The sequence below is a fragment of the Mesorhizobium sp. M0618 genome (assembly GCF_040320765.1).
Classification (GTDB): Bacteria; Pseudomonadota; Alphaproteobacteria; order Rhizobiales; family Rhizobiaceae; genus Mesorhizobium.
This window is the reverse complement of the sequence record NZ_JAMYQH010000006.1, coordinates 36,288-62,879: the sequence shown is the minus strand read 5'-3', so window position 1 is coordinate 62,879 and position 26,592 is coordinate 36,288. Positions and strand designations below refer to the sequence as shown.

Here is a 26,592-nt window from a genome sequence, read left to right as displayed (position 1 = left end):
CTGAAGGATTGTCCCGGCCAGTTCGGCTTGGGGGCATTGGCATTTCCTACGACATAGCAATTGCCGGCGCCGGGCCGGCGGGATTGGCCATGGCGCTCTATCTCAAGCGTGCCGGGCATCGGGTCACGGTCTTCGAGCGCTTCGATGAGCCGAAGCCGGTCGGCTCCGGGCTGATTCTGCAGCCGACAGGGCTGACGGTCCTGGCCGATCTTGGCCTGCTTGACGACATACTCGCGCTGGGCAGCCGTATCGACCGCCTGCATGGCGCCGATGCTTCCACGGGCCGTACGGTGCTCGATGTCCGCTACGATGCGCAACGCGGTGGCCGCTTCGGGCTGGCGGTGCACCGGGCGGCCTTGTTCGGCGTGCTTTTCCGCGCCGCGCAGCGCGAGGCGATCGCCATCGAGACCGGCGTCGAGATCGAGGCTCTGGAGACCGGCGAACGGGCGACGCTGATCTGTGGCAACGGGCGAAGGGTAGGGCCATTCGATCTGGTCGTCGACGCCAGCGGTTCGCGCTCGAAACTGCGCCGCGAAAGCGCCCCAGGCGAGCCGCGGCCACTCACCTATGGCGCGTTCTGGGCCTCGCTCGGCTGGCGCGGCGATGGTTTTGACGAGCACGCGCTGCTGCAACGCTACGACAAAGCGAGCGTGATGATCGGCGTGCTGCCGATCGGCCGGCCGCAGCCGGGCGCTGAAAAGATGGCGGCCTTCTTCTGGAGCCTGAAGCCATCGGATGCCGATGAGGTGCGCGTCCGCGGCCTGAACGCCTGGAAGGAAAGGGTGGTCCGGCTGTGGCCGCAGAGCGAGGCGTTCACCAGCCAGATCGACAGTTTCGACCAGCTCTCGCTGGCCCGCTACGGCCACCACACGATGAAGCTTCCGGCCGGTAGGCGATTGGCCGTCATCGGCGACGCGGCGCATTCCACCAGTCCGCAACTCGGGCAAGGGGCGAACATGGCGCTGCTCGACGCGGCGGCGCTCAGCCATGCGCTGGTGCGGACAACGAGTGTCGAGGCAGCACTGGAGGCCTATGCGAAGGCGCGGCGCTGGCATGTCCGCATCTTCCAGGCGCTGTCGCTGGCATTCACGCCGTTCTACCAGTCGGATTCGGTGGCGCTGCCCTTCATCCGCGACAGGCTGGTGGCGACGGTGGCAAAAATCCCGCCGGCGCCGCAGTTTCTCGCCTCGATGGTGGCCGGTACGGTGATCGATCCGTTCAAGCGGATTGGGCTGACCGAGGCGCGGTGGCTGGATCGTTTTGCCGGATGAGCCCTGAAAGGTGCGATCCCTTCGCTTGCAGGAAAGCATGCAGGCGCTGCGGATAGTCCGGCGCCACGGCTTGCCTGATCGACGGGCGTTCACTCAACGCCTTGCGCCAGGCTCGGACGAGCGGTTTGCCGTCCAGAATGCCGAAATCACCGATGCGGTCGAAGACATCGAGATAACGGAAGACCGGACCGTAAACGGCGTCGACCAGCGAAAAGTGCTTGCTGGCGAACCAGGGTCCGCCGGGCTCGTCCGCCAGCTCGGCTTCGAGGCGATCGAACATGGCGGACAGCGCGCTGGATTCGGCAAGGAAGCCAGCCTCGATCGAGGCTGAATAGAACCGGCCGATGGCGTTGAGGGTTGCCGAACCGAACTCGATCCAGGCGCGATGACGGGCGCGGGCATAGGGATCGACAGGGTGGAGGGGATTGGCCTGCGTCTCTTCGAGGAATTCCAGGATGACCGCTGACTCGAAGACCACCGTTTCCTCGCCATTTCGCTGCACGCGCAGCAGCGGCACCTTGCCTAGCGGCGAGATCGCCTTGAACCAGTCCGGCTTGTTGGCGAGGTCGATATCGATGCGCTCGAACGGCACGCCCTTTTCGGCCAGCGAAATCGCGGCGCGCTGCACATAGGGGCAGAGGTGATGGCTGACGAGAATGAGCTTGTCGGCGCGTGTGCAGGTTTCGTGTTTCATCGGATCGGCTTTCCAGGGTTAATGCAATTGCATCTATATAGATGCACATGCATCGACCGTCAAGCTTGATGCAATTGCATCTATCGTCTAGGAATGCGCCATGACCGAGAAAGCCACGCCTTCGCCCGAAGCCATCAAGGCCTGGGCTCGCCTGATGCGCGTTTCGCGCCAGCTGATGGAAAGCGCCGAAGAGGCGTTGAAGGCCGCCGGCCTGCCGCCGCTTGCCTGGTACGACGTGCTGCATGAGCTCGCCGAGGCGGGTGAGGGCGGGCTGCGGCCGTTCCAGCTCATCGAGCGCACGCTGTTCGCGCAATACAACATCTCTCGGCTTCTGGCCCGGCTCGAGGCCGATGGGCTCGTCGAGAAACTGCCGGTGGCCGATGACGGCCGTGGCCAGACCATCCGCATCACCGCCAGCGGGCGAGAGACACGCCGCCAGATGTGGGCTGTCTACGGACGCTCGATTGCGGAACTGGTAGGCGCCAAATTGTCGGCGGATGGGCTGACCATGGTCTCGGCATTGCTTGGACGGCTGCGTCAACCGCCGGCCGGCGACTAGGCGAGGCTTGTCGCGCGCGGCAACGCTCATCCACTTGCAGATATTTTGCTCTCGTCCTCTTGCGTGCGGCCTTGGAATGCGCAATATGCCGAACCGTAACGTACGGTACGGATTGCCGAGTGATCGGTGGCCTGCCTTTCGAGAGAAGAGCGTGTTGCACATCTTGCCCGATATGGACACCAGCGAAGCGCTGACAGAACGGCAGAAGGCCGTCCTCGACGCGGCGTTGCGGCTGCTGGTCGAGGAGGGCGATCATCTGACCATGACCGCCGTGGCGCGCCGCGCTAGCTGCTCCAAGGAAACGCTCTACAAATGGTTCGGCGACCGTGACGGGCTGCTGACGGCGACGGTGCAGTGGCAGGCCTCGAAAGTGCGGGTGGCGCCGGTTGACGGCAAGGGGCTCGATCTTGCCTCGCTGACCGCAAGCCTCGAACGCTTTGCCTCGGACTGGCTTAAGGTGATCTCCAGCGACACCTCGATCGCCCTCAACCGGGTGGCGGTCAGCCATGCGGGCTCGGGTAAGGACAATCTCGGCGCCGTCGTGCTTGAGAACGGCCGCTTCGCATTGGCCAAACGGTTGAAGCCGGTGCTTGAGGCCGGCCGACGGACCGGGCTTTTGGATTTCACGGATGCCGAGACGGCGTTCCGCACCTTTTTCGGGCTGGTCGCCCGCGACGTGCAGATCCGTCTGCTGCTTGGCGACCGGCTGGAATTGACTGAGGCGGCGATCGGCGGCGATGCCGCGCGCGCGACGCAGCAGTTTCTCGCTCTTCATGGAGCAACAACCGGCCGCAAGGCCCTCTGATTTGTAAAAACGGGAAGGAAGACAAAATGCGCGTCTATTACGATCGTGATGCCGATCTCAATCTGATCAAGGGCAAGAAGGTCGCCATCATCGGCTATGGCAGCCAAGGCAGGGCGCATGCGCTCAACCTCAAGGATTCCGGCGCCAAGGAGATCGCCATCGGCCTCAAGGCCGGCTCGGCGACCGCCAAGAAGGTCGAGGCCGACGGGCTCAAGGTGATGAGCGTGGCGGACGCCGCCAAATGGGCCGACCTGATGATGATGGCAACGCCGGACGAACTGCAGGCCGACATCTACAAAAACGAGATCGCGCCGAACATCCGCGACGGTGCCGCAATCGCCTTCGCACACGGCCTCAACGTGCATTTCGGCCTGATCGAGCCGAAGTCGACGGTCGACGTCGTCATGATCGCGCCGAAGGGCCCCGGCCACACGGTGCGCGGCGAATACCAGAAGGGCGGCGGCGTGCCGTGCCTGGTCGCCGTCAACCAGGATGCCTCGGGCAATGCGCTCGACCTGGCGCTGTCCTACGCCTGCGGCGTCGGCGGCGGCCGTTCGGGCATCATCGAGACCAATTTCCGCGAGGAATGCGAGACCGACCTGTTCGGCGAGCAGGTCGTGCTGTGCGGCGGTCTGGTCGAGCTGATCCGGGCCGGTTTCGAGACGCTGGTGGAAGCCGGCTACGCGCCTGAGATGGCCTATTTCGAGTGCCTGCACGAGGTCAAGCTGATCGTCGACCTGATCTATGAAGGCGGCATCGCCAACATGAACTACTCGATCTCGAACACCGCCGAATGGGGCGAATATGTCTCCGGTCCGCGCATCATCACCGCCGAGACCAAGGCCGAGATGAAGCGCGTGCTGAAGGACATTCAGACGGGAAAATTCACCTCGGAGTGGATGCAGGAATATCGCGCCGGCATGTCCCGCTTCAAAGGCATCCGCCGCAACAATGACAGCCACCAGATCGAGGAAGTCGGCGCCAAGCTGCGCGCGATGATGCCCTGGATTTCCAAGAACAAGCTGGTCGACAAGGCCAAGAACTGAGCGAAATCCACAAGCGCTCGAAAACAGCGGCTTCCATGAACAAAAAACGGCGCCAAGTGGCGCCGTTTTTTCATTCTGTCGGTCGGCTCAGCTACAGGTCAGCTCAATAGGGTGAGTAGCACTGCTGGCGCGGGCCGTTGTAGGGCTGGAAGGTGTTGTCGTAGGCCCGGTACGACCGGTAGCGGTTGTAGCACCATTGGACATGGGCGCTCGAAAGCCGTCCCGCGCGGTAGTAGCGGCGCGGCGCCGGCCGGTCATAGTAGTCGTAATTGTTGTACATGCTGCCGAGGCCAAGCCCCAGGCCAAGGCCCAGGATCGCGGCACTCGCGCCATCATCGTAGTAACGGCCGCCGCGATAGTGATGGCGACCATGGCGCCAACGCCAGTTGTCTCCACCATTCCAGTTACCGCCGCCGCCCTGCCAGTGTCGACGGCCGCCGTCCCAATTGCCCGACCGGCGCCATCTCCAATCGTCGTTGTTGAACTGACGGTTGTTGCCGCCGGCCCAACTGTCGCGAACCGGCGTGACATTCGGCGCCGCCGTGCTGGTTGGTATCGACAGATCCGGCTGCATGATCGGTCCGGCGGCGGACGGTGCCGTGACGCCGGACAGGATACCGAGGGCTATCAGCCCCGATTTGACCGTGGAAGAAAAGAGCGAACTCATTGCACTCTCCAAGAGTTACAGGCCCCACGCCCACCCGAGGAATGGGCAACAATGGATGTTTGCATCTGAACGGCGGATGAACGGAAAGGTTCCGTCAACCATGACGCGAACGCGCCCAGGACCAATCGATCTCAGATGGTGGTTTTGCGCGCTTGTTTTCCGAAGCACTTGCGGGCAAAGGTCATGGCATGTCGCTGCGCCTTGCCACCTTCAATGTCGAGAACCTGATGAACAGGTTCGATTTTTCCGGCTATCGCAACCAGCTCAACGAGGATCGAACGCTGGCGCTGTTCGATATCCAGAGCGAGGCGGAATACAGGATCCTGGAGCAGGCCCGCGCCATCGCCCAGTCCGACGACACGCGCCAACTGACGGCGCTGGCAATCGCTGCCACCCGGGCCGACATCATCTGCATGCAGGAGGTCGACAACATCGAAGCGCTGAAGGCCTTCGAATACGGCTATTTGTTCAAGATGGTGGGGCAGGGCTACCGGCAGAAATACACCACATCGGGCAATGATTCGCGCGGTATCGACGTTGCCGTGATGATGCGCAACGAGACCGCGCAGGGCCAGCCGATCGAATTCGTGCGCATGACCAGCCACGCCTACGTCACCTACGAGCAGTTCGGGCTGCACACGCCGGAACTCGAGGTACTGGGCAATCAGGCCAATGAGCGCATTTTCCGGCGCGACTGCCTGGAGATCGACGTCACCGTGGGCGGCGTGCCGCTGACGCTCTATCTCGTGCATTTCAAGTCGATGGGCTCGCCGCGCAACGGACTTGACGGGCGCGAGGCGACGATGCCGGTGCGCATCGCGGAGGCGCAGGCCGTGCGCCGCATCATCGAGGAGCGCTTCGGCAAGGACTATGCCGCCGACAAGAATTGGGCGATATGCGGCGACATGAATGATTATCGCCAGCGCGTGAAGGTGGCCGGCGATGCGATCGACGGCTACCGCTTCGAGGTGGTCGACGAAGCCCTGTCCTGCATCAACGTGCTGACGGCAGGCGGCTTTTGCGAAAATGTCGTCGAGCGGCGGCCGGAGATGAACCGCTGGAGTTTCTACCACACGCGAGGACCCGAAGAGCGGCATCTGTGCCAGCTCGACTACATTCTGTTGTCGAAGGGGCTCGCCGCCAGCAACGCAACGGCCGTTCCCGACATCATCCGCAACGGCCAGCCCTGGCGCACCATTTTTCCGCCCGGCCAGGAGGTCGAGCGGTTTCCGCGCGCCGGCTGGGACCGGCCGAAGGCATCGGATCATTGCCCCGTGGCGATCACGCTGGACATTGTCCGGTAAGCAGTATTGGGGCCTGATACGGTATGAGTTTCGACCTGCCGCGCAACGTCATCCTGCCGGTCGACGACATCGACGTCCGGCTCGATCCCGGTCCGCACCCTTTCGCAAGGGACAATGCAGAGGCGATCGCCGAGAACTGGCAGCACGAAATCGCCGCCAATCCGGCGCTGTTCGACGGCATGGTGGTGCTGCTGTCGCAACTTGCCTACCGCGACAGCCGTCTCGTCGGCCGCTGCCATGCGGTCAATTACTCGACGTTCATGCTGTGGCGGAAGCGGCGCGAGAATTCGGGCGCCGAGCATGCCTATGCCCATGCCATGCTGGTGGCCGGCGACAATGCGCTGGTGGCGATCCGCATGGGTCCTCACACAGTCAATGCCGGCCGCGTCTATTTCGCTGCCGGCTCGTTCGAGCCGGTCGATTTTCGCGATGGGCTGGTCGATGTCGATTTCAACATGATGCGTGAGGTGCGCGAGGAAACTGGGCTCGACCTGTCAGGTGCTGAACGCGGCAAGCGATACCACGCCATGTCGACCAGCAGCGGCACGGTGATCTTCCGCCGCTATCACGAGACGGCGCCCGCAGACGAGATCGCCAGGCGCATCTCAGCCTTCGTCGCCACCGAGACCGAGCCGGAGATCCAGGGGCCGGTGATCATCCGCCATGCGGCCGACCTGCCGGATGGGCTCTCGCCGCACATGAAGCCGCTGATCGAGTGGCATTTCGGAAACATGGATTAAGGGCGCGTTTTGTCCTGTGCCGCCTTGCGATCGTTGTGGGCAGCGACGAGGAACAGGATGAAGCCGATGCCCAGCAAGCCGCCCATCGCCATTCCCATGGTCTGGCCGACGACTGCCTGGAAATCCGATGTGACGCGATCGGGATTGGCCATGCCGAAGCGGGCGAGATACCACCAGATGCCTGCAAGACCTGCCTCGATGACCACCATCGCCAGGACCAGTCGCGCCTTCTTGCTCATCCCGCTATTCCTCCACCCAAGGTCAATTGCCCTAGCATCGCGAACAGTGTGGGGACAGTGGCGGGCCGGGTGGAAACGTCGAAGACTGTGCAAAACCGGGTCGGAGCGCCGGCCGCGTTCTGGCCGGGTTGCCCTATTCGTGCCTTAGCGCATCGATCGGGTCGAGCCTGGCGCCGCGCAGCGCAGGGAAGAAGCCGAACACCATGCCGATGAGCGCGGAAAAGCCGACGGCGAGCAGGATGACCGCCGGGCTTGGCGCAAAGGGAATGGTCAGCGTCACCGCGGCGAGGCCGGCCAGTGCCAGGCCGAGCAGGATGCCGATGATGCCGCCGAGCAGCGACAGCACCGTCGCCTCGACCAGGAACTGGATGAGGATGTGCTTTTCATGCGCGCCGATGGCCAGCCTGATGCCGATCTCGCGTGTGCGTTCGGTGACCGACACCAGCATGATGTTCATGATGCCGATGCCGCCGACCAGCAGGCTGACGCCGGCGACGGCGCCCAGCATGCCGGTCATGGTGGTTGTGGCGCTGGCCATGGCGTCGGCGATCTGGGTCATGTCGCGGATGGCGAAATCGCTCTCGCGGTCGGGCGTGATGCGGCGCGCGTCTCGCAAAATGTCCTCGACGCGGGGCTGCAACTCGCTGGTCGGCGTGCGGTCGTCGGCGGCGATGTAGATGTTGTCGATGTCGCGGTTGCCGGCGATGCGGCGCTGGTAGGCATGCAGCGGCATCAGCACGACATTGTCCTGGTCCTGGCCGAAGCCGGTATAGCCCTTGGGCTCGAGCAGGCCGATGATCTTGCAGGAGGTGCGGTTGACGCGGATGATCTCGCCCTCGGGATCGCCGGCGCCGAAGAACTGCTGGCGCACGGTCTCGCCGATCAGGCACACGCCGGTGCCCGAGCGGGTTTCGGAATCGCTGAACGGGCGACCCGACACCAGCTTCCAGTCGCGCGCATCGAGATAGGCGCTGTCGGTGCCAGTGACGCCCGAGGTCAGGCTCTCGGTGCCGAAGATGACCCGAACCTGCTTTTGCGAGGCCGGTGAAATCGCGCGGGCGCCAGTCAGATGCGCCACCAGCGCCGTCAGATCCTTTTCGGCCAGCGGACGCACAACCTGGTCGAGCCCCCCAGGGCCACCTGGACCCGCGGGGCGGCCTGAGCGGACGACAAGCAGATTGCTGCCGAGCTTGGAGATATCGGCCTTGACCTTCTCGGTGGTGCCCGAGCCAATGGTGAGCATGGCAATGACGGCGGCAACGCCGATGACGATGCCGAGCAAGGTCAGGAACGAGCGCAGCACGTTGCGGCGGATCGAGCGGAGCGAGAGGCGGACGGTTTCCCAGATCATTGTGCCGTCTCCAGCTTCATTGTGTCGGAGGCGACATGACCGTCAAGGAAGCGGATGGTTCGTTCGGCATAGTCGGCGACGTCGGCCTCATGCGTGACCATGGCGACGGTCAGGCCGAGCTCGGTGTTGAGCCGGGTCAGCAGCTCCATGATCTCGTGCGTGCGTGCGGTGTCGAGATTGCCGGTCGGCTCGTCGGCGACGAGGAGTGTCGGGCGCGTGACGATGGCGCGCGCGATCGCCACGCGTTGCTGCTGGCCGCCGGACAGTTCGGCCGGCGTGTGGTGCTCGCGGCCGACAAGGCCGACCTGCGCCAAGGCCTGCATGGCCAGGTCTCGGCGCTCTCGCGCGGCAACACCGCGATAGATCAGCGGCAGTTCGACATTTTCGGCTGCCGTGGTGCGGGCCAGCAGATTGTAGCCCTGGAAGACGAAGCCGACATAAAGGTTGCGCAGCATGGCGCGGCGGTTGCGGTCGAGGCGGCCGGCGTCGATGCCCATGAAAGAATAGGTTCCGGCCGTCGGCGTGTCGAGGCAGCCGATGATGTTCATCGCCGTCGACTTGCCGGAGCCGGACGGACCCATGATGGCGACGAATTCGCCACGCCGGATGGCAAGATCGACGCCGGCCAGCGCATGCACCTTGGCCTCGCCCTGGCCGTAGCTCTTCCAGACCTTGTCGAAGGTGATGAGGGTCGCGCCCGCAGCCACGGCATCAGCTCCGCTGCTGCGACGCGGTGATGATTTGAGCGCCTTCATCCAGGCCAGAGATGATCTCGGTCAGTTCGCCGTCGGTGGAGCCGATCTTGACGTTGACTGGGTGCGGACGCCCATTCTCCAGCACGTAGAGCGTGCGCGAGCCGTCGGTGGGCACTGTGGCGGCCTGGCGCTGGCGGTTGCCGCCGGGGCGCCCCATGCGGCCGGTGAACAGGTCGCTCAGGCTCCAGCCGCGGGCGGCCTGCTGCGCCGGGCGATAGCGGAAGGCGGTGGCAGGTACGGTGAGCACGCCCTTGGCCTGCTTGGTGACGACCGAAACGGTGGCGGTCATGCCGGGCCGCAGCAACAACTCGTTGTTGTCGACCTCGAGCCGTGCATTGTAGGTGACGACGCCGTCGGTGGTGACGGAGGCATAGGAGATGTCGCGGATCTCGGCATCGAACGGCCGCTCGGGGAAGGCATCGACTGTGAAGCGGGCATGCTGTCCGCGCTTGACCGCGCCGATGTCGGCCTCGTCGACCGCCGCCACCAGTTCCATGTTCCTGAGATCGGCGGCGATGATGAACAGCACCGGCGCCTGGAGCGAAGAGGCAACCGTCTGGCCGGGATCGACCGAGCGCGTCAGTACGATGCCGTCGATCGGCGCATAGATGGTGCTCTTGGCAAGGTCGGTCTGCTGCGCCTTGAGGTCGGCCTGGGCGATGGCGAGGTTGGCTTGCGCACTGTCGAGCGCTGCCTTGGAACGGTCGCGCGTGGCGGTTGCTGCTTCAAGCGACTGGTCGGTCGCCATGCCGCGCCTGGTCAGTTCGGCGGCGCGCACCAGCGCCTTCTCGTTTTCGGTCAGCGTAACCGTGGCGTCCTCGACATTGGCGGCGGCGGCCTTGGCCGAAGCTTCGGCGCGCTCGATCTGGACCTCGAGTTTCACGGTGTCGAGTGTCGCCAGCACGTCACCCTTCTTGACCTGCTGGTTCTCCTCGGCCGAGACCGAGCGGATGATGCCGGACAGTTCGCTTGAAATGTCGACCTGGGTGAGCGGCTGCAGCGTGCCGGTTGCCGACACCGCGACGGTGAGATCAGCCTTGGCGGCAGGCACTGTGGTGTAGTCAATCCTGGCCGGCGAGCCGGCATACCACTGATAGGCACCAAGCCCGGCGACGAGCACGATCAGCGCCAGCAGCGCATAGAGCCAGCCGCGCCGGCGCGACTTGCGCCGCCCCCTCTGGTCGAGCCCAAGCGCTGTCTCGATGGCGGAATCCGATTCCGTGTTTGGCAGATTGACAATCTGGTCCACGCTGGACCCCTATAATGCGTAGTGTCCCTATCTGTGCACAGATCAGGCTTACTGGTTCAAATATCAAATTAAATTTCGCCCATGTTGGGATTGAGGCAGGAATGAAAACCCGGAATTACTTGCTTTACGATGTGTTTACGACCGAGCGACTGGCCGGCAATCCCTTGGCCGTCGTGCTGGACAGCAAGGGATTGGACACGGCCGCGATGCAGGCCATCGCGCGCGAATTCAACCTGTCGGAATCGGTTTTCGTGCTGCCGCCGGACAATCCCAAGCATAAAAATCGCATCCGCATCTTCACGCCCGACTATGAAATGCCGTTCGCCGGCCATCCGACGGTGGGTGCGGCGATCGCGCTGGCCGAACTGGCGGAAGAGGGCGGCGCCGGCATCTTCGTGCTGGAAGAAAACATCGGCCCGGTGCGGTGCGCCGTCAGCAAGCATGACGGCAACACCTTTGCCGAGTTCGACCTGGCGAAGCTGCCGGAGCCGCTGAAGCTCGAGGCCGATCCGGAGGCGATCTGTGCGGCGCTTGGGTTGACGCCGCACGAGATCGGCTTCGAGAATCACCGCGTCGCGTTCTGGTCGGCGGGCGTGCCCTACGTCACCATTCCGGTTGCCAATCTCGAAGCGGCGGGCCGGATCCGGCTGGACAACCAGGCCTGGTCGGAACTGGCGCCGCGCAAGAGCGAGTGGGCCTTCGCCAGTCCCTATGTCTACTGCCGCGAAACGGTGAACCACGAAAGCGCCTTCCATGTCCGCATGATCGTGCCCGGCACGCCTTCCTACGAGGATCCGGCGACCGGCTCGGCGGCTGCGGCCTTTGCCGGCGCCATCATGCATTTCGACGCGCCGACCGACGGCATTTCGCAGCTGTGGATCGAGCAGGGGCTGGAGATGGGCCGGCCATCGCGCATCCGCCTCGAACTGACCGTGCAAGGCGGAAAACTGGCCTCGGCGCGCATTGGCGGCAACGCGATCAAGGTGGCGGAGGGCAAGCTGTTCATCTGATTGAACGCATGCTCGGTCGATTTGTCGGGAAATGATTCCGGCAGGGCTGGACAGGACCGATGGTGGCGGCTATATGCCCGCCAACGCCGGTTTTTGCCGGCCGAGTGGGTGCGTAGCTCAGTTGGTAGAGCAGCTGACTCTTAATCAGCGGGTCCACAGTTCAATCCTGTGCGCACCCACCAAATTTCTAGAAGAGTTGGTGGAAAGACCCTGAAAACGAGACGCGTTTGACGCGTCTCGAGCATGCGTCTGGCCGTGATTCTTCAACCGCTATCCGGATCTCGTGGCGATTCAGCCGCGTTGAAAAATGCGGCTCAGAAACCGGCCGAATCGAAAAGCAATGCTCTTTTCCCCGGTTGAGAATCGCCGATGCCGGAAGATGCTTCCTTTGTCGTAACAACGGCTTCTTTGTCGGTCGATACGGGGGTTGGATACCTACTTCTCCGAAACACCCGCTTCTGCAAAACTTGCCATGCGGGCATGGCATTCCAGCGCCGAGCGGACGATGTTGACGGCGAGGCACGCGCCGGAGCCTTCGCCGAGCCGCATGCCGAGATCGAGCAGCGGCGGCAGGCCGAGGGCTTCGAGCAGGCCACGGTGGCCGGATTCTGCCGAAACGTGCGCGGCAATTGTGTGGGCGAGGCCGGTCGGGTGCAGTCTGGCCAGCGGGGCCGCGGCGGCGGTGCAGACGAAGCCGTCGAGCAGCACGGGTATGCCCACATGGCGGGCGGCCAGCGTGGCGCCGAAGATGGCGGCGAGTTCGCGGCCGCCGAGCGTGGCAGCGATAGCAAGCGGATCGGCAAGGGCGGCGGCGTGGCGCTCCAGGCCGGCTTCGATGGCGACCACCTTGCGCTTGAGGCCGGCGTCGTCGACACCGGTGCCGCGCCCGGTCCATTTTTCAGCACCGCCGCCGAACAAGGCGGCTGAAATGGCGGCTGCAGGCGTGGTGTTGCCGATGCCCATTTCGCCGAAGCAGACGAGGTCGAGGTCTTTTGTCACCGCGTCGTAGCCGGCCGACACGGCGGCGAGGAACGACTTCTCGTCCATCGCCGGCACTTGGGTGAAATCGCCGGTGGGATGGTCGAGATCGAGCGGAATGACGTCGAGTTCGGCGCCGGCCATGCGGGCAAGCTGGTTGATGGCGGCACCGCCGCCGGCGAAATTCGCCACCATCTGCACGGTGACCTCCGAAGGATAGGCCGAAACGCCTTGCGCGGTGACGCCATGGTTGCCGGCGAAGACGAAAACCTTGACGCGGTCGAGTTTTGGCATGTCGCGGCCCTGCCAGCGTGCCAACCACGCGGCGATCGTCTCCAGCCGGCCAAGGCTGCCTTGCGGCTTGGTCAGCGTGTCTTGGCGGCGGACGACCGCATTGGCCGCGGCATCGCTGCCGGCCGGCAGGTCGAGGCAGGCGGCGCGCAATTCACTAAGCGATTTGAAGGGCATGGGGGCAAAGTCTCCGAAAAGGAATCAGGCCAAGGGATCAGGCCAAGGATCAGGAAAGCGCTACGGAAGCGACGAGCAGCACCGCGATCTCGCTTGCCTGCTGCAAGGCTCCGATCGTGTCGCCGGTCTGGCCATCGATCTGGTTGAGGCAAAGGGCGCGGAAAGCGGCAAACAGCAGGCCAAGCAGGATCAGCGCGAAGACGGCGCCGCCCAATCCGAGCAGGAGCAGCGGGATCGCGCCGAGCACGGCGCCGGCCATGGCGGTTTCCTGCGAGACGGTGCCGGCATCGGCCGAGAGGCCGTCGACGCGCGCTGGAGGCAGCAGATGCATGAAAGCGCCAAGCAGGCCGCGCGAGGCCGCGTGCGCGGCCAGGAGGGCGAACAGGGCCTGTGTAGGGTCGACGAGTTCCGACAGCGCGCTCCAGCGGATCAGCAGCGACAGGCCCAGCGCCGCCGCACCATAGGCGCCGATGCGGCTGTCGCGCATGATCTCGAGTTTGCGGCCGCGTGATTTGCCGCCGCCAAAGCCGTCGGCGACGTCGGATAGCCCGTCCTCATGCAGGCAGCCGGTGGTGAGCACGGTTGCCACAAGCGCAAGTGCGGCCGCTGGCCCCATGGCCAGGCCAAACCGTTCCGCCGTGGCGAAGACGATGGCGCCGATCAGGCCGACGACAAGTCCGGCAATGGGGGCTGCCCAGATCGCGGCGGCAAGACTGCGGCCGCGAAAATCGAAGACGGGCAGCGGCAGACTGGTGAAGAAGACCAGGCAAAGCGCGATGTCGTCGACGACCTGCCGCGGTGAAAGAGCCAGATTCTTGAACTTCATGCTTTAGCCCCTCGCAATCGCATGGAAGAAGGTGCCGCTGACATGGCCGCGCCGGTAGCCCGAGGCGCCGATCGGGTTGCCCTGCCCGTCGGCGAGGTCGGCCAGCGGCTCGTCATTGCCGGTGGCCGTCATCTGCGCATAGTGGAATTCGTGGCCTCGGATCAGCGCGCCTTGTGAGCCCAGCGGGCAATCGGCGCGCAACCGAGCCTCGCGATAACCGAGATTCATCTTGCGTTTGGCGAAGCTGGTGGAATGGCCGAGCAGGCCGAGCATGGCATGCGTTTCGCCTGACGCGTCCTCCAGCGCTCCGCCCAGCACCATGAAGCCACCGCACTCGCCATGGATGGGCTTTGTCGCGGCGAAACGGGTCATCCCGGCGCGGAAAGTCGCGGCGGCGGCGAGGCGGCCGGCGTGAAGCTCGGGATAGCCGCCGGGCAGCCAGCAAACATCGCAGGTCTCGTCGGGCGCTTCGTTGGCGAGCGGCGAGAACGGGACGATTTCGGCACCCGCCTTGCGCCAGTAGGCGGCGACATGTGGATAGAGGAAGGTGAAGGCGGCATCCTCGGCCAGTGCGATGCGCTGGCCGGGCGGCGCCAGCGCGTCGTCGAAGCCGCCATGTGCCGGGGTGAGGGGTGTCGCCAGGGCCATGATCGCATCGAGGTCGAGCGACTTTTCCGCCATGTCGGCCAGCCGGTCGAGATGCGTCATCAGGTCGTCATACTCGCCGGCCTGGACGAGGCCGAGGTGGCGCTCGGGCAAATTGAGCGTGGGATCGCGCAGGATGGCGCCGACGACCGGCAGGCCGATCGCCTCGATGGCCTCGCTGCACAGCTTGCGGTGGCGCTCACTGCCCAGCCGGTTGAGCACGACGCCGGCCATGCGCACATCCGGATCATAGGTGGCAAAACCCTTGGCGACGGCTGCTGCGGTGGTCGACTGGCCGGAAACGTCGAGCACCAGCAGCACGGGCAGGCCGTAGAGCCGCGCCAGATCGGCCGCCGAACCGGTGCGGCCCGGCGAGGCCGGAATGCCGTCGAACAGCCCCATGGCGCTTTCGAGGATGACAAAATCGGTGTCGTCGGCGGCCTGCGCGGCGAGCGCGTTGAGCAGCGAGGGCGGCATTGCCCAACTGTCGAGGTTGACGCCAGACAGGCCCGTGGCGGCGGTGTGGAAGCCGGGGTCGATATAATCTGGGCCGGATTTGGCGCCCCGCACCTTCAGCCCTCGCCGGGTTAGCGCGCGCAGGATGCCGATGGTGACGCTGGTCTTGCCCGAGCCGGAGCGCGGCGCGCCGATGATGATGGCGCGGGCCGTCATGCTTGCCCTGCCAGTGCCGCGCGCATTGCAACGATGCCGCCGACGACGATCAGCGCCGGCGAGGCAAGACCGGCGGCGGCCGCTTGCTCGGCAATGGTGGCGAGCGTTGCGACGACGGTCCGCTCCTGCGGCGTCGTCGCGGCGACGATCACCGCCGCCGGCGTCGACGGCGCCAGCCCGCCATCGAGCAGTGCGGCTGATATCAGCGGCAGATTGGCCATGCCCATATAGACGACGACAGGCTGGCCGGTGCGGGCGATCGCCGCCCAGTCGATATCGTCATCGGTGCCGGCGGCATGGCCGGTGGCCAGGATCACCGCCTTGTTGATGCCGCGCATGGTGGCCGGGATGCCGGTGGTGGCCAGTGCGCTGAGGCCCGATGTCAGGCCGGGAAGGACGCGGAACGGAATGTTTTCGCGCACCAGCGCCAAAGCTTCTTCGCCGCCGCGGCCGAAAATATAGGGGTCGCCGCCCTTCAGCCTGACGACGCGGCGGCCGTCGCGCGCCAGCCGCACCAGCAAAGCGGTGATATCGTCCTGTTTCATCGACGGTTTTCCGCCGCGCTTGCCGGCAAAGAACAGCTCTGCGCTTTCGGCAACGGCGACGACATCGGGAGAGACCAGCGCGTCGTAGACCAAGGCGTCCGCCTCGGCCAACGCAGCCAGCACTTCCAGGGTCAGGCAGCCAGGGTCGCCGGGACCCGCGCCGGCCAGCCAGACATGGCCCGGTTCCAGCCGTCGCGGCTTGAAATTCAGCCGGGACAAGGCTTTTTCGAGCGTGGCGTTTTCGCCGGTTTTTTTGGTGCTGCCGCTCACAATCCGTCCCGTCCGCGAAAACGCCGCTGATAGTGGGCGTCGTACAATGAACTCTCGCCAAAACCTTCCGCCGCCAGCGAGCGGCCGACAAAGATGATCGCCGTGCGCTCCATCGGATCGGCGGCCAGCAACGCTTCGATGGTCGCCAGCGTGCCGGTCAGCACGCGTTCGTCCGGCCAGGAGGCGCGGAAGACGATCGCCACCGGGCAATCGCCGCCATAGTGTGGGGTCAACTCGGCGACGACGCGATCGATGGCGTGGATGGCAAGATGAATAGCGAGCGTGGCGCCGGTGCGGCCGAAGCCGGCGAGCGTTTCGCCGGGCGGCATTTTCGATGCGCGCCCGGAAATGCGGGTCAGCACCAGGCTTTGCGCGATCTCGGGAATGGTCAGTTCGCGGCGCAATGCGGCGGCAGCAGCGGCGAAGGAGGGGACGCCGGGCGTCAGCGTGTAGGGAATGCCATGCCTTTCCAACCGGCGGATCTGCTCGGCCACGGCGCTCCATACAGACAGGTCGCCGGAATGCAGGCGGGCGACATCGTGGCCAACCTTGTGCGCCGCGACATACTCGGCCTCGATCTCGTCGAGCGACATAGGTGCGGTGTCGATCAGTCTTGTTCCCGGCGCGCAGTGCTGCAACAATTCGGGCGCTACGATCGAGCCGGCATGGAGGCAGACCGGGCAGCTTGCCAGCAGCCTCGCGCCGCGTAACGTGATGAGGTCGGCGGCACCCGGGCCGGCGCCGATGAAATGGACGGTCATGGCGCATCTCCGCTGATGGCGATGGCGCAAGTGACCGGGCCGAGCACCGTACGGGGCCCGAGCAGTCTGGCGCCTTTGCCGGCGACGGCAAGGGCGGATGCCTCGGAAACCGATGGGGTGCCGGCGAGTTCTTGCGAGAGCTCGGAATGGCTGAGCGTGTCCGACGAGACGGCCTGAAGTGCTGCATCATCGACGACGATGACCGGAAGATTCAGCACGCGGCCAGCGGCAGAGATCGCTTCTTCATCCTTCTTGAACTCGGTCGTCGCCAGTGCCGAAAGCGCCGTCATCGCAAGCCCATGCGCTTCTACAGCGGTTTCGACCGCCGCAAGCACGTCCTCGACGCTCACCCCTTTTCGGCTGCCAATACCCGCGACCATCATGGCTTCACCCAGCTCCATTGCGTGACTGGCATGGCTGGCCGCCATGCCTGCATCGCGCCGACCGGCGACGCGCGAGAGATGGCGATGCGGGTGAGATCGCCGCCAAGCGAGACATGGCGGGCGAGAAGCAAGGCTTCCATCTCCAGCGTCACCGCATTGGCCACAAGACGGCCGCCAGTGCGCAGCGCTTTGATGGCAGCGTTCAAGACACCGGCATCGCTGCCGCCGCCGCCGATGAAGATCGCGTCCGGCGTATCCAGCCTGGCAAGCGCCTTGGGGGCGCTGCCTTCCACCACGACAAGGCCGGGAACGCCGCAGGCGGCCGCGTTGCGGCCAATGCGGGCGGCGCGGATCGGATCGGCCTCGATGGCTATGGTGCGCATCGAAGGATGGGCCAGCATCCATTCGATGCCGATAGAACCGGAGCCGGCGCCGATGTCCCACAGCAATTCGCCGCGCCGCGGCGCCAGCGCCGACAGGGTGACGGCGCGGATCTCGCGTTTGGTGATCTGGCCGTCATGGTCGAACAGATGATCGGCAAGGCCTGATGTGAGCGGCAGGACGCGCGCATCCGGACCCGAGTCAATTTCGACCGCCAACACGTTGAGCGGATGGATGTTTTCGAGATCGAAGGCATCGGCGCGGGTCGAGCGCTGGCTCTCGCTTGGCCCTCCCAACGCCTCCAGGATCGTCAGTCGTGAGGCGCCGAAGTCGAGTTCGGTGAGCAGGCGCGCTATTGCCGCCGGCGCATCGCTATCCGACGTCAGTGCCAAAATGCGCGCGCCTGGCTGCAGCAGCGGCCGGATCAGATCGAGCGGCCGGCCGTGCAGCGAGACGGTCTCGATGTCCTGCAGCGCCCAGCCAAGGCGCGCGGCCGCCAGCGAAACGGCCGACGGTGCGGGGATGACATGCATCTCCTGCGGCTTGACCTTGCGGGCGAGGGTGGCGCCGACGCCGTGGAAGAACGGATCGCCGGAAGCGAGCACGCAGACGTTCCTGCCTACAAGGGCGAGTACGTCTCGCATCTCAGCATCGAACGGAACCGGCCAGGTGCGAGCCTCACCCTTGGCGAAGGAGGCGACCAGCGCCAGGTGCCGCTTGCCGCCCAAGATGATCTCCGCCTGGGCAATCCGCTGCTTGGCCTCGTCGCCGAGACCCGCTAAACCGTCCTCGCCGATGCCGACGATTGTGAGCCAGGCGGCGCTCGATTGACCCCTAGCAGGCATGATGACCCACCGCATTCTGATCCTCGGCGGCACCACCGAAGCCCGGCAACTGGCCGGAAAACTGGCGGCGCGAGCCTCGGTCACGCTGTCGCTGGCTGGCCGCACTGAAAGCCCGGTCGCGCAAGGCGTGCCGGTGCGAAGCGGAGGCTTTGGCGGTGCCGATGGGCTGGCCGCCTATCTGCGGGAGACGGGCACCGACCTGCTGATCGACGCCACGCATCCCTATGCGGTGCAAATCTCCGCCAATGCCGCGCAAGCGGCGCGCATTGCCAGTTTGCCGATCCTTGCCCTGCGACGCCCCGGCTGGGAGCCTGTCGAAGGCGACCGCTGGACTGAGGTCAATACATCCGGCGATGCCGCGCGAGCGCTTGGACCGGCGCCGCGCCGTGTTTTCCTGGCGCTGGGCCGGCAAGAGGTCGCTGCTTTCGAAGCTGCGCCCCAGCATCATTATCTCGTCCGCAGCGTCGACGCGATCGAGCCCAAGCTTGCCGTGCCGGATGCGAGCTATCTTCTGGCCCGTGGCCCGTTTCGTGAGGCGGAGGAACGCGCGCTGCTCGAAAAGTATCGCATCGATGTCATCGTGTCCAAGAACAGCGGCGGCGCGGCGACTTATGGCAAGATCGTTGCGGCGCGGGCGCTTGGGATTGAGCTGGTCATGATCCGCAGGCCGGCTTTGCCGGATGTTGCTTCGGCTGAAACCGTCGAACAACTCGCCGCGATGATCGATCATTTTGTCCGTCCCGTGGACGAACGCGGCGTGTAAACCAGCGCCGGCTTCTCAGCGCGCTTGATGATGCGGGTTTCCGGCGAGCCGATGATGATGCAGGTCGCCATGTCGGCCTTTTGCGCGTCGACGTCTGCCAGCAGGTAGACCTCGATGCGCTCGTCCGGGCGGCCGGCGGCGCGGCCGAAAATCACTGGCGTGGTGCCTGGCAGGATCGCGGTGAGGCATTCGAAGGCGCGGCCGAGCTGCCAGGGGCGTGCCTTGCTGATCGGGTTGTAGAGCGCGATGACGAAGCCGGCGCCGGCCGCCGCCAGCAGACGCAATTCGATCAGCTCCCACGGCTTGAGATTGTCGGACAGCGAGATGGCGCAGAAATCATGGCCAAGCGGCGCGCCGATGCGGGCGGCGACCGCCAGCATGGCGGTGATGCCGGGCACCACAGCGACATCGACCGCGCGCCATTCGGCCGGTCCGGCCTCCATCGCCTCGCAGACGGCCGCCGCCATCGCGAACACGCCGGGATCGCCACCGGAAACCACCGCGACGTCGTGGCCCTCGGCGGCTTTGACCAGTGCGTCCTTGGAGCGGGCGAGTTCCTCGCGATTGTCGGAAGCGACGCGGGTCTGGTCCTGGCGCAGTTCCAGCCGGTCGAGATAGGGTTTGTAGCCGTAAAAGAATCTGGCCTCGGCGACGGCGCGGCTGGCTTCCGGAGTGACTTGATCGGCATTGCCGGGCCCAAGGCCGATGACAGTGAGACGGCCGCTCATACTTGCGCTCCCACGGCGCCGGGGCGGCCGGACCAGCCGGCGACCAGCACGATGGCGAAATAGGGCGCCTTGTCGTCCGGCTTGTCGGCCAGCTTCATCGACACGCTGCCGGCCATGGTGCCGCGCTCGACATAGACGGCGCGCGACAGCTTGGCCGTAGCCTCCAGCGCCCGCCTGATCTTGGGCAGGTTACGGCCGACCTTCATGATGACGGCGGCATCGGTGTCAGCCAGCCGGCGCGTCAGCTCGAACTCGCTCATCGTGCCGGGCAGCACCGTCAGCACATCGTCGCCTTGGACGATAGGAACACCAGTCTGCGACCAGCAGCCGGACATGGCGGTGATTCCGGGAATGACTTCGGTCGGGAAGCGATGGGCGAGCCGCACATGCAGATGCATGTAGGAGCCGTAGAAAAGCGGGTCGCCCTCGGACAGCACGGCAACCATCCTGCCGGCTTCGAGGTGCTCGGCGACCCTCTCGGCCGACTCCTCATAGAAAGCCGTGATCTGCGACCGGTAGTCGTCGTGATCCTTGTCGATTTCGGTGGTGACGGGATAGAGCAGCGGCAATTCCGTCATTTCGGGCCGGAACCGCGCTTCGACAATGGCGCGCGCGTTGCTGTTGTTGCCGCGCTTGGCGAAATAGGCCACGACATCGGCTTCCGCCAAGGCGCGCGCGGCTTTCAGGGTCAGCAGTTCGGGGTCGCCGGGACCGGTGCCGACGCCGACGAGACGGCCTTTGAGAAGGGCGCTCACAGGCCGGGCCTCGCCAGTGAATTGAGCGCTGCGGCGGTCATGGCGCTGCCGCCGAGCCGTCCGCGCACGATGGCGTAGGGAACGCCATAGGAATTCTCGGCCAGCGCGTCCTTCGATTCGGCAGCGCCGACGAAGCCGACCGGCATGCCGATGATGGCCGCAGGCTTCGGCGCGCCGTCGCGCAGTTTTTCCAATAGATAGAACAGCGCGGTCGGCGCATTGCCGATGGCGACCACCGACCCCGCCAAGCGTTCGCCCCAAAGGTCGATCGCGGCGGCCGAACGGGTGTTGCCGATTTGCCCAGCGATGTCGTGCGTGCGCGGATCGCGCAAGGTGCAGATCACCTCGTTGCCGGCCGGCAGCCTGGCGCGAGTGACGCCATGCGAGACCATTTCCGCGTCGCAGAAAATCGGCGCGCCCGCCGCCAAAGCGGTGCGGGCAGCGGCAACCAAATCCGTGGAGAACACAAAATGACTTGAAGCTTCGACCTGGCCGCAGGCATGGATCATGCGGATGGCGACATCGGCCTCGGCCTCGGAGAAGCGCGACAGATCGGCCTCGGCGCGGATAATGGCGAAGGAGCGCTCGTAGATCGCCGTGCCGTCATGGATATAGTCGTAGGCGGCCATGCTCATTTCCGTTTTTCAGTTTGGGCCTGTCGGTAAGCCTCGGCGACACCGGCCGGTCCGAGCCTTGCCAGGCAAGCGGCGGCGGTTTCGCCTTGATATCGTGTGCTGCGGATCATTGCCGCGACGTGGCTGATGCCGCGCGCGGCGTCATAGCCCGGCCTGTAGCCCGCAGGAAGGGCCTTTGCCGTCGCGTTCACGACAAGTCCGGCTCCGTTTTCGCCGCCGACTATCGTCAGGGCCGCCGGGCCGGGGTGGGCGCAGCCCTTGGCGCATCCGGAAATGTGCAGGGTGAGGTCTGGGATGTCGGCAGTTTCAGCGGCAATCGTCTCGGCAATGTCGCGCGTGGCGATGCGGCCGGAGGCGCAGGCTGGTGTGCCGGGGCAAGCGGCTATGCGCGTGCGCGGGTCGGTGGGGGCGGTGACGAAGCCGAGGGCGGTGGCGGTGTGTTGGAGCGATGAGTTGGCGGCCGGTGGCTGACCTAGGAAAAGCAAGACGCGGCCTGGGGCTAGGCGGATTTCTGACGTGCCGAGGGTGAGGGCGTGTTGAGCGAGGGCGATGAGTTTGTCGGCCGGCATGCTGCCGTAGGGGAGGGCGATGCCGAGGGCCATGGCGTGGCCGCTCAAAGGGAAAAGACCGATGGGTCGGCGATCCTGCACACCCCCCTCTGTCCTGCCGGACATCTCCCCCGCAAGGGGGGAGATCGGCAGTTCCAGCGCCGGCACTCGTCCTGCCACCTCGGCGGTGGGCGTGACGTCGGCAATTGGCGAAAGCGCCGATGACGGCTCAATCTCCCCCCTTGCGGGGGAGATGTCCGGCAGGACAGAGGGGGGTGTGACGGAGTGCCAACCTGCGAGAGAGACCAATTGGCGCTCCGTCAAATCCCTCGCATGGGCCTCCCGACTCTTCTCGGCAATCATCCTGAGCACCGCAACGGCAATATCGCGCGCTAGATCGTCATCGACCGTCGCAAGCGGCCTCGCGCTTTGGCCGTCACCTGAAACAGACACAGCCCACAGCACGCCAGCGCTGGCCCGCACCGCCTTCAGCCTCACATCGGCCGTGACCGCATCCAACCCAAGCTGCCCGCCACCATCGACAATCACCGAAACCTTCGGCCCGAGCCGTTGCGTCAGCCCAGCCTCTTCAATTGCCGCCCTGATCCGCTCCGCCAGCGGCCGGGGATCGGCAATCTCTTGCGGGTCGATGCCGGCCAGCGGCCCGGTCTCGACCGGCACGCCGGTGCGCACCGCGATATCAAGCGCATCGACCTCCGTCCCCAGCAGCGCCGCGCTTTCCCCCGTCAGCCCACGTATCTGTAAACTGCCGCGCGCGGTGACTTCCATGATGCCGTTACCGTGCCGCAAGGCGGATTCGGCTAACCCGATCAAAAGCTTCGGCGACAATCCTCCAGAAGATGGGCCTCCAGCGACCGGGTTGAGCCGCACCAAAAGCCCGTCGCCGGTTTGCATTGGCGCCGACAAAGCCGGGCAGGCGCCGCGGCGCGAGAAGGCGTTCATGCCGCCACCCCAAGCGCCTCGGCCTCGGCAATCATGGCCGTCAAGTCGTCGTCGATGGAATTGCGCAGGGGATGCCAGAGGCCACGCCGTCGCGCCGACAGGAAGCGCTCGGCGATGACTTTGGCAGCGGCGGGGTTCTCGCGCAGGATGAAGGCGCGGACCAGTGGATCGCCGAGATAGGCGTCATGAACCGCCTCGATCAGCGTGCCCGATATGGCATGCGTGGTTTCGGCGAAGCCGACCAGCCGGTCGACGGTTTCGGCAAATTCGGAGGCGCCACGCGGGCCGTGGCGCATTTGTCCCGTTATGAAGCGAGGATTGACGGCGCGGGCGCGCACCACCCGCGATACGGCTTCGCTGACCGAGCGCGGCTTCGGCTTTTGCGGGTCCGTGGTGTCGAGCACGATGACGTCGGCATTCCTGCCGAGCGTTGCCAAGGCGGCCGAAAAGCCGCCGATGAAGGCGACGTCGGCGGAGCCCTCGAGGATGTCGCGGGCGGGGTCGTCGCCGGTGTGGACGAGAAGATCGGCTTCGGCGATGCGGCCTTCGAAGGCGCCGGGCGCCGAGATGCCTTCTCCTTCTGCGCCGCCATAGGCGTGCGAGGTGGCGTCGAGATAGGCGCGGCCGATTTCTTCGCGCGCGGCCCAGTTGCCGGAGGACAAGATATCCTCGACGCCGGCGCCATAGGTGCCGGGCGAGGTGCCGAAGATGCGCGGGCTGAGCTTGCCATCGGCACGGGTTTTGGCCGCGAGCGGGTTTTCCGTATCGTCCTCGTCGCGGGCGGCTACCGCGTTGGCGGCGGCATCGATCAGCGCGATCTGGGTCGGGAACATGTCGCGAAAAAGGCCGGATATGCGCCAGGTGACATCGACGCGCGGGCGGCCGAGCGCGGCCGGCGGTAGCACCTCGATGCCGGTGATGCGGCCGGTCGCCGAATCCCATTGCGGTCGGCAGCCCATCAGCGCCAGGCCTTGCGCGATCTCCTCGCCGCCGGTGCGCAGCGATGCCGAGCCCCAGAGATCGATGACCAGCGAGCGCGGCCAGTCGCCATGCGACTGCATGTAGCCGCGCACGACTTCCTCCGCCGCTGCCTTGCCCAGATCGTAGGCGGTCGGCGTCGGTATGGTGCGCGGGTCCGAGGTGAACAGGTTGCGGCCGGTGGGCAGAACGTCCGAGCGACCCCGCGCGGGCGCGCCGGCCGGGCCGGCCTTGACGTGGCGGCCATCGAGCGCCGCGAGCAGCGCCGCTTTCTCGGCTTCAGCACTTTGTCGCCGCATGGCGTCGGGCTCATCCTCCGGAGCGCGGCCGTAGATATGCAGCCCGTCCTTGATGGCAAAATCCTTGAGGTCACAGAGCCAGGCGTCGATGCGGCGCAACGCTTCGTCGGGTGCGTCGGTCGTGGCGACGCCGGCTTCGGAGGCGAGACCGGTCTTTTGCGCGGTGTCGACGATCAGCTCTGCCAACCGGTCGCGGCGGCGACGGTCGAGTCCGTCGGCCTGGGCATATTCATCGACCAGCCGCTCGAGCTTGTGTTGGTTTTCGTCGAGCCCGGCGCCGGTCAGCGGCGGCGGCAGATGGCCAAGGGTGACGGCGGCGATGCGGCGCTTGGCCTGCGCCGCTTCGCCTGGGTTGGAGACGATGAAGGGATAGATGACGGGCAAGGCGCCGGTGACGATCTCGGGAAAGCAGTTCTCCGAAAGCGCAACGGTCTTGCCCGGCAGCCACTCCAGCGTGCCATGCGCGCCGACATGGACAAGCGCGTGGACGCCGAGCGACTTGCGCAGCCACAGGCCGAAGGCGATCAGCGCATGGCGCGGCGGCAGCGTCGGGTCGTGGTAGTCGGCGCGGCGGTCGACGGAGCGGCCGCGGTCTGGGGCGAGGGCTACGGTGATGTTGCCGAAGGTGGCGGCGCGGAAGGGGAAGTGGGCGGCGGTTGGCGCTTGAGCACCCCCCTCTGTCCTGCCGGACATCTCCCCCGCAAGGGGGGAGATTGAGCTCTCATTGCCGCTTTCGCCAGCTACGAACGTCGCAGAATGAGCGCCGATGGCGGAACTGCCGATCTCCCTCCTTGCGGGGGAGATGTCCGGCAGGACAGAGGGGGGTGCCTCGCACAAACCTATCTCATATTCAGCCTTCCAAGCTGCATCTACGGCAGCAATTGCTGCAGACGGCAGTGCCTTCGAGAACTCCACATAATCCCTCAAGGCCAAGCCATGCCCGCCCTGGCCCAGTCGCGCCAGCAACTCACGCGGCGTTTGCGGAATCCCCTCAACGACATAGCCCTGTTCGCTGAGGTCCTGCAGCATGGCCAGCACGCTGGACGGGACATCCAAACCCACGGCGTAGCCGGTGCGGCCGGGCGCGCTCGGATAATCCGGGATCAGGATGGCTAGCTTGCGCTCGGCGCGGGGCGTCTCTTGCAACTTGATAAAGGCCGCGACGCGGTCAGCCACTTGCGCCACACGATCCGGTTCCGGCCGGTTGGCAAAGGCGCGGTGGCCAAGTGCTGGATCGGTCTCGCTCTCACCCTTAAAGGAAATGGCGCCGGCCAGGATGCGGCCGTCGAGTTCGGGCAGCACGACATGCATGGCAAGGTCGGCGGGCGCCAGGCCGCGCTGGTTGGTCTCCCAGACATCGTGGCGGGTGGTGGCGACGATGACCTGGAAGACCGGCATGCCGGCGCGGTCGAACAGGGTCTCATTGCCGGGTTCGGCGCCGGACGCGAAAGCGGTCGCGGTGATGATGGCGGCGGGTTTCAGCGAGGCGAGTGCTGTTTCCACGAAGGCCAGGGATGCGGGGTCCTTGAGGCTGGAGACGAAGATGGGAACCGGCTTGATGCCGCGCTGGCGGAGCGCTTCGAAAAGCGCATCGATGGGCGCGACATCGGCGGCCAATAGCATCGAGCGATAGAACAGGATGGGGATGATAGGAGCGTTGACGTTGTCAGCGTCGAGTTCCTTCACACCCCCCTCTGTCCTGCCGGACATCTCCCCCGCAAGGGGGGAGATTGCGCTGTCATTGGAGATTTCGCCAATTGTCGAGGTTGCGGACGCGTCAGCTTCTAATGAAACGGGAAAAGAGCCGGCTTTGATGAAGTCCGATCTCCCCCCTTGCGGGGGAGATGTCCGGCAGGACAGAGGGGGGTGTGAAGGATCACCAACGACCCCAAGTCCTGGCTCATAAAACCCGGCTTTCGGCACTGGAACCGGCTCTGCTACGTCCGCATCCGATCCAGCCAGTCGCGCCAGCCTCCGCACCAGCGCGCTCATATTCGCCGGGCCGCCCTCGCGGAAATAGTCGAGCAGGCCATCGAGCTCCTGGCGCGGCAGCGTCGAGGCTTCGATCAGGCGCAGATCCTCGTCGCGGCATTCGCCGGGCAGCAGCGCCAGCTTTATGCCGTGTGCGCGAGCGGTCGAGGCAAGCTGGTCGCAGCCGTAGCGCCACCAGTCGTAGCCGCCGAGGAGGCGCACGAGGATGACCTTGGCGTGGCGGGTGACGCTGTCGACCCAGAGGTCGACGGACATGGGATGGCGCAGGTCACGCAGGGCAGCCAGCCGCATCGAGGGCAGGCGGCCGGCATCGGCCTTCCAGGCTGCCGCCAGTCCGGCGAGGTCGCTGTCGGTGAAGGACAGGGCCACGATATCCGCCGGCGTCTGCCGCAGATCGACCGGCTCGGCGAGGTCGTCGAGCGAGGCGGATGTCGTGGTGAGGATGTGCATCGCAACCCGTGTCCGAG

The 26,592-nt window shown here is 65.6% G+C and carries 26 protein-coding genes and 1 tRNA gene; 9 read left to right on the top strand and 18 right to left on the bottom strand.

Features of this window, described 5'->3' with window-relative positions:
- Positions 1-8 precede the first annotated feature (8 nt).
- Positions 9-1,271, top strand: a complete 1,263-nt coding sequence (locus tag NKJ04_RS08855; protein WP_352674388.1) for an FAD-dependent oxidoreductase — start codon at positions 9-11, stop codon at positions 1,269-1,271.
- On the opposite strand, the gene NKJ04_RS08850 is transcribed toward NKJ04_RS08855, so the two are convergent.
- The gene (locus NKJ04_RS08850) at positions 1,219-1,965 is read right to left on the bottom strand and encodes a glutathione S-transferase family protein (RefSeq protein ID WP_352612396.1); all 747 of its coding nucleotides are present in this window, start codon (positions 1,963-1,965) and stop codon (positions 1,219-1,221) included. The genes NKJ04_RS08855 and NKJ04_RS08850 overlap by 53 nt on opposite strands.
- A 100-nt stretch (positions 1,966-2,065) precedes the next feature.
- Between NKJ04_RS08850 and NKJ04_RS08845 the strand changes: the two genes are divergently transcribed.
- From NKJ04_RS08845 to ilvC, 3 genes are all read left to right on the top strand, one after another.
- Positions 2,066-2,524, top strand: coding sequence for a MarR family winged helix-turn-helix transcriptional regulator (locus tag NKJ04_RS08845; protein WP_352674386.1), 459 nt, complete (start codon positions 2,066-2,068; stop codon positions 2,522-2,524).
- A gap of 151 nt (positions 2,525-2,675) precedes the next feature.
- Positions 2,676-3,329: a TetR/AcrR family transcriptional regulator gene (locus NKJ04_RS08840; protein ID WP_352612397.1), complete on the top strand. Its 654-nt coding sequence runs from the start codon at positions 2,676-2,678 to the stop codon at positions 3,327-3,329.
- 26 nt (positions 3,330-3,355) lie between these two features.
- Complete coding sequence (gene ilvC, locus NKJ04_RS08835; protein ID WP_013531065.1) at positions 3,356-4,375, top strand: ketol-acid reductoisomerase; 1,020 nt, start codon at positions 3,356-3,358, stop codon at positions 4,373-4,375.
- A 103-nt stretch (positions 4,376-4,478) separates the two neighbouring features.
- Here the strand turns inward: ilvC and NKJ04_RS08830 are convergent, their stop codons facing one another.
- Positions 4,479-5,042, bottom strand: coding sequence for a BA14K family protein (locus NKJ04_RS08830; protein ID WP_023812414.1), 564 nt, complete (start codon positions 5,040-5,042; stop codon positions 4,479-4,481).
- Between the two features lie 188 nt (positions 5,043-5,230).
- Between NKJ04_RS08830 and NKJ04_RS08825 the strand changes: the two genes are divergently transcribed.
- Positions 5,231-6,346, top strand: coding sequence for an endonuclease/exonuclease/phosphatase family protein (locus NKJ04_RS08825; RefSeq protein ID WP_352674384.1), 1,116 nt, complete (start codon positions 5,231-5,233; stop codon positions 6,344-6,346).
- 23 nt (positions 6,347-6,369) lie between these two features.
- Positions 6,370-7,086 carry a hypothetical protein gene (locus NKJ04_RS08820; protein ID WP_352674382.1) on the top strand — a complete coding sequence of 239 codons (717 nt, stop codon included), beginning with the start codon at positions 6,370-6,372 and terminating at the stop codon, positions 7,084-7,086.
- Here NKJ04_RS08820 and NKJ04_RS08815 read toward each other — a convergent pair.
- The 4 genes from NKJ04_RS08815 to NKJ04_RS08800 form a co-directional block, all read right to left on the bottom strand.
- Positions 7,083-7,325, bottom strand: a complete 243-nt coding sequence (locus NKJ04_RS08815; protein ID WP_352674381.1) for a hypothetical protein — start codon at positions 7,323-7,325, stop codon at positions 7,083-7,085. The two genes, NKJ04_RS08820 and NKJ04_RS08815, sit on opposite strands and share 4 nt — an antisense overlap.
- Before the next feature lie 133 nt (positions 7,326-7,458).
- A complete protein-coding gene (locus NKJ04_RS08810; protein ID WP_352674379.1) occupies positions 7,459-8,676 on the bottom strand; it encodes an ABC transporter permease in 1,218 nt (405 codons plus the stop codon).
- Positions 8,673-9,383 (bottom strand): ABC transporter ATP-binding protein, encoded by a 711-nt coding sequence (locus NKJ04_RS08805; RefSeq protein WP_352674377.1) that lies wholly within the window; start codon positions 9,381-9,383, stop codon positions 8,673-8,675. Before NKJ04_RS08805 ends, NKJ04_RS08810 begins: the two co-directional genes overlap by 4 nt.
- Before the next feature lie 4 nt (positions 9,384-9,387).
- Complete coding sequence (locus NKJ04_RS08800) at positions 9,388-10,680, bottom strand: efflux RND transporter periplasmic adaptor subunit (protein ID WP_352612404.1); 1,293 nt, start codon at positions 10,678-10,680, stop codon at positions 9,388-9,390.
- A 101-nt stretch (positions 10,681-10,781) separates the two neighbouring features.
- Here NKJ04_RS08800 and NKJ04_RS08795 point away from each other — a divergent pair, with 101 nt between their 5' ends.
- Together NKJ04_RS08795 and NKJ04_RS08790 are read left to right on the top strand one after the other, a co-directional pair.
- A complete protein-coding gene (locus tag NKJ04_RS08795) occupies positions 10,782-11,690 on the top strand; it encodes a PhzF family phenazine biosynthesis protein (protein ID WP_128304436.1) in 909 nt (302 codons plus the stop codon).
- Between the two features lie 106 nt (positions 11,691-11,796).
- Positions 11,797-11,872: transfer RNA gene (locus tag NKJ04_RS08790), tRNA-Lys, on the top strand.
- Positions 11,873-12,125: 253 nt separating this feature from the next.
- Here the strand turns inward: NKJ04_RS08790 and cobT are convergent.
- Genes cobT through cbiE form a run of 7 tightly spaced genes read right to left on the bottom strand, consistent with a single transcriptional unit; the run spans position 12,126 to position 18,464 of the window.
- A complete protein-coding gene (gene cobT, locus NKJ04_RS08785; RefSeq protein WP_128304435.1) occupies positions 12,126-13,136 on the bottom strand; it encodes a nicotinate-nucleotide--dimethylbenzimidazole phosphoribosyltransferase in 1,011 nt (336 codons plus the stop codon).
- A gap of 49 nt (positions 13,137-13,185) precedes the next feature.
- Entirely contained in the window at positions 13,186-13,962 is a 777-nt protein-coding gene (locus tag NKJ04_RS08780; RefSeq protein ID WP_128304434.1) for an adenosylcobinamide-GDP ribazoletransferase, read from the bottom strand.
- A 3-nt stretch (positions 13,963-13,965) separates the two neighbouring features.
- A complete protein-coding gene (locus NKJ04_RS08775) occupies positions 13,966-15,279 on the bottom strand; it encodes a cobyrinic acid a,c-diamide synthase CobB (RefSeq protein WP_128304433.1) in 1,314 nt (437 codons plus the stop codon).
- On the bottom strand, positions 15,276-16,094 hold the full coding sequence (gene cobA, locus NKJ04_RS08770) for a uroporphyrinogen-III C-methyltransferase (protein WP_128304432.1): 819 nt from the start codon (positions 16,092-16,094) through the stop codon (positions 15,276-15,278). The genes NKJ04_RS08775 and cobA overlap by 4 nt, the downstream gene beginning before the upstream one ends.
- A complete protein-coding gene (cobM, locus tag NKJ04_RS08765; protein WP_128304431.1) occupies positions 16,091-16,855 on the bottom strand; it encodes a precorrin-4 C(11)-methyltransferase in 765 nt (254 codons plus the stop codon). Before cobM ends, cobA begins: the two co-directional genes overlap by 4 nt.
- Positions 16,852-17,238, bottom strand: coding sequence for a cobalamin biosynthesis protein (locus tag NKJ04_RS08760; RefSeq protein ID WP_128304430.1), 387 nt, complete (start codon positions 17,236-17,238; stop codon positions 16,852-16,854). Before NKJ04_RS08760 ends, cobM begins: the two co-directional genes overlap by 4 nt.
- Positions 17,235-18,464, bottom strand: a complete 1,230-nt coding sequence (cbiE, locus tag NKJ04_RS08755) for a precorrin-6y C5,15-methyltransferase (decarboxylating) subunit CbiE (protein ID WP_128304429.1) — start codon at positions 18,462-18,464, stop codon at positions 17,235-17,237. The genes NKJ04_RS08760 and cbiE overlap by 4 nt, the downstream gene beginning before the upstream one ends.
- A gap of 1 nt (position 18,465) precedes the next feature.
- Between cbiE and NKJ04_RS08750 the strand changes: the two genes are divergently transcribed.
- Positions 18,466-19,227, top strand: a complete 762-nt coding sequence (locus tag NKJ04_RS08750) for a cobalt-precorrin-6A reductase (RefSeq protein ID WP_023812399.1) — start codon at positions 18,466-18,468, stop codon at positions 19,225-19,227.
- Here NKJ04_RS08750 and NKJ04_RS08745 read toward each other — a convergent pair.
- The 5 genes from NKJ04_RS08745 to NKJ04_RS08725 are packed head-to-tail and all read right to left on the bottom strand — an operon-like array spanning position 19,191 to position 26,575.
- Complete coding sequence (locus NKJ04_RS08745; protein WP_352674375.1) at positions 19,191-19,955, bottom strand: precorrin-3B C(17)-methyltransferase; 765 nt, start codon at positions 19,953-19,955, stop codon at positions 19,191-19,193. The genes NKJ04_RS08750 and NKJ04_RS08745 overlap by 37 nt on opposite strands.
- Positions 19,952-20,710: a precorrin-2 C(20)-methyltransferase gene (locus NKJ04_RS08740; RefSeq protein WP_352674373.1), complete on the bottom strand. Its 759-nt coding sequence runs from the start codon at positions 20,708-20,710 to the stop codon at positions 19,952-19,954. The genes NKJ04_RS08745 and NKJ04_RS08740 overlap by 4 nt, the downstream gene beginning before the upstream one ends.
- Positions 20,707-21,339: a precorrin-8X methylmutase gene (locus NKJ04_RS08735; protein ID WP_352674371.1), complete on the bottom strand. Its 633-nt coding sequence runs from the start codon at positions 21,337-21,339 to the stop codon at positions 20,707-20,709. Before NKJ04_RS08735 ends, NKJ04_RS08740 begins: the two co-directional genes overlap by 4 nt.
- A 2-nt stretch (positions 21,340-21,341) precedes the next feature.
- Entirely contained in the window at positions 21,342-22,856 is a 1,515-nt protein-coding gene (cobG, locus tag NKJ04_RS08730) for a precorrin-3B synthase (RefSeq protein WP_352674370.1), read from the bottom strand.
- Entirely contained in the window at positions 22,853-26,575 is a 3,723-nt protein-coding gene (locus NKJ04_RS08725; protein ID WP_352674368.1) for a cobaltochelatase subunit CobN, read from the bottom strand. Before NKJ04_RS08725 ends, cobG begins: the two co-directional genes overlap by 4 nt.
- Between the last annotated feature and the right edge of the window lie 17 nt (positions 26,576-26,592).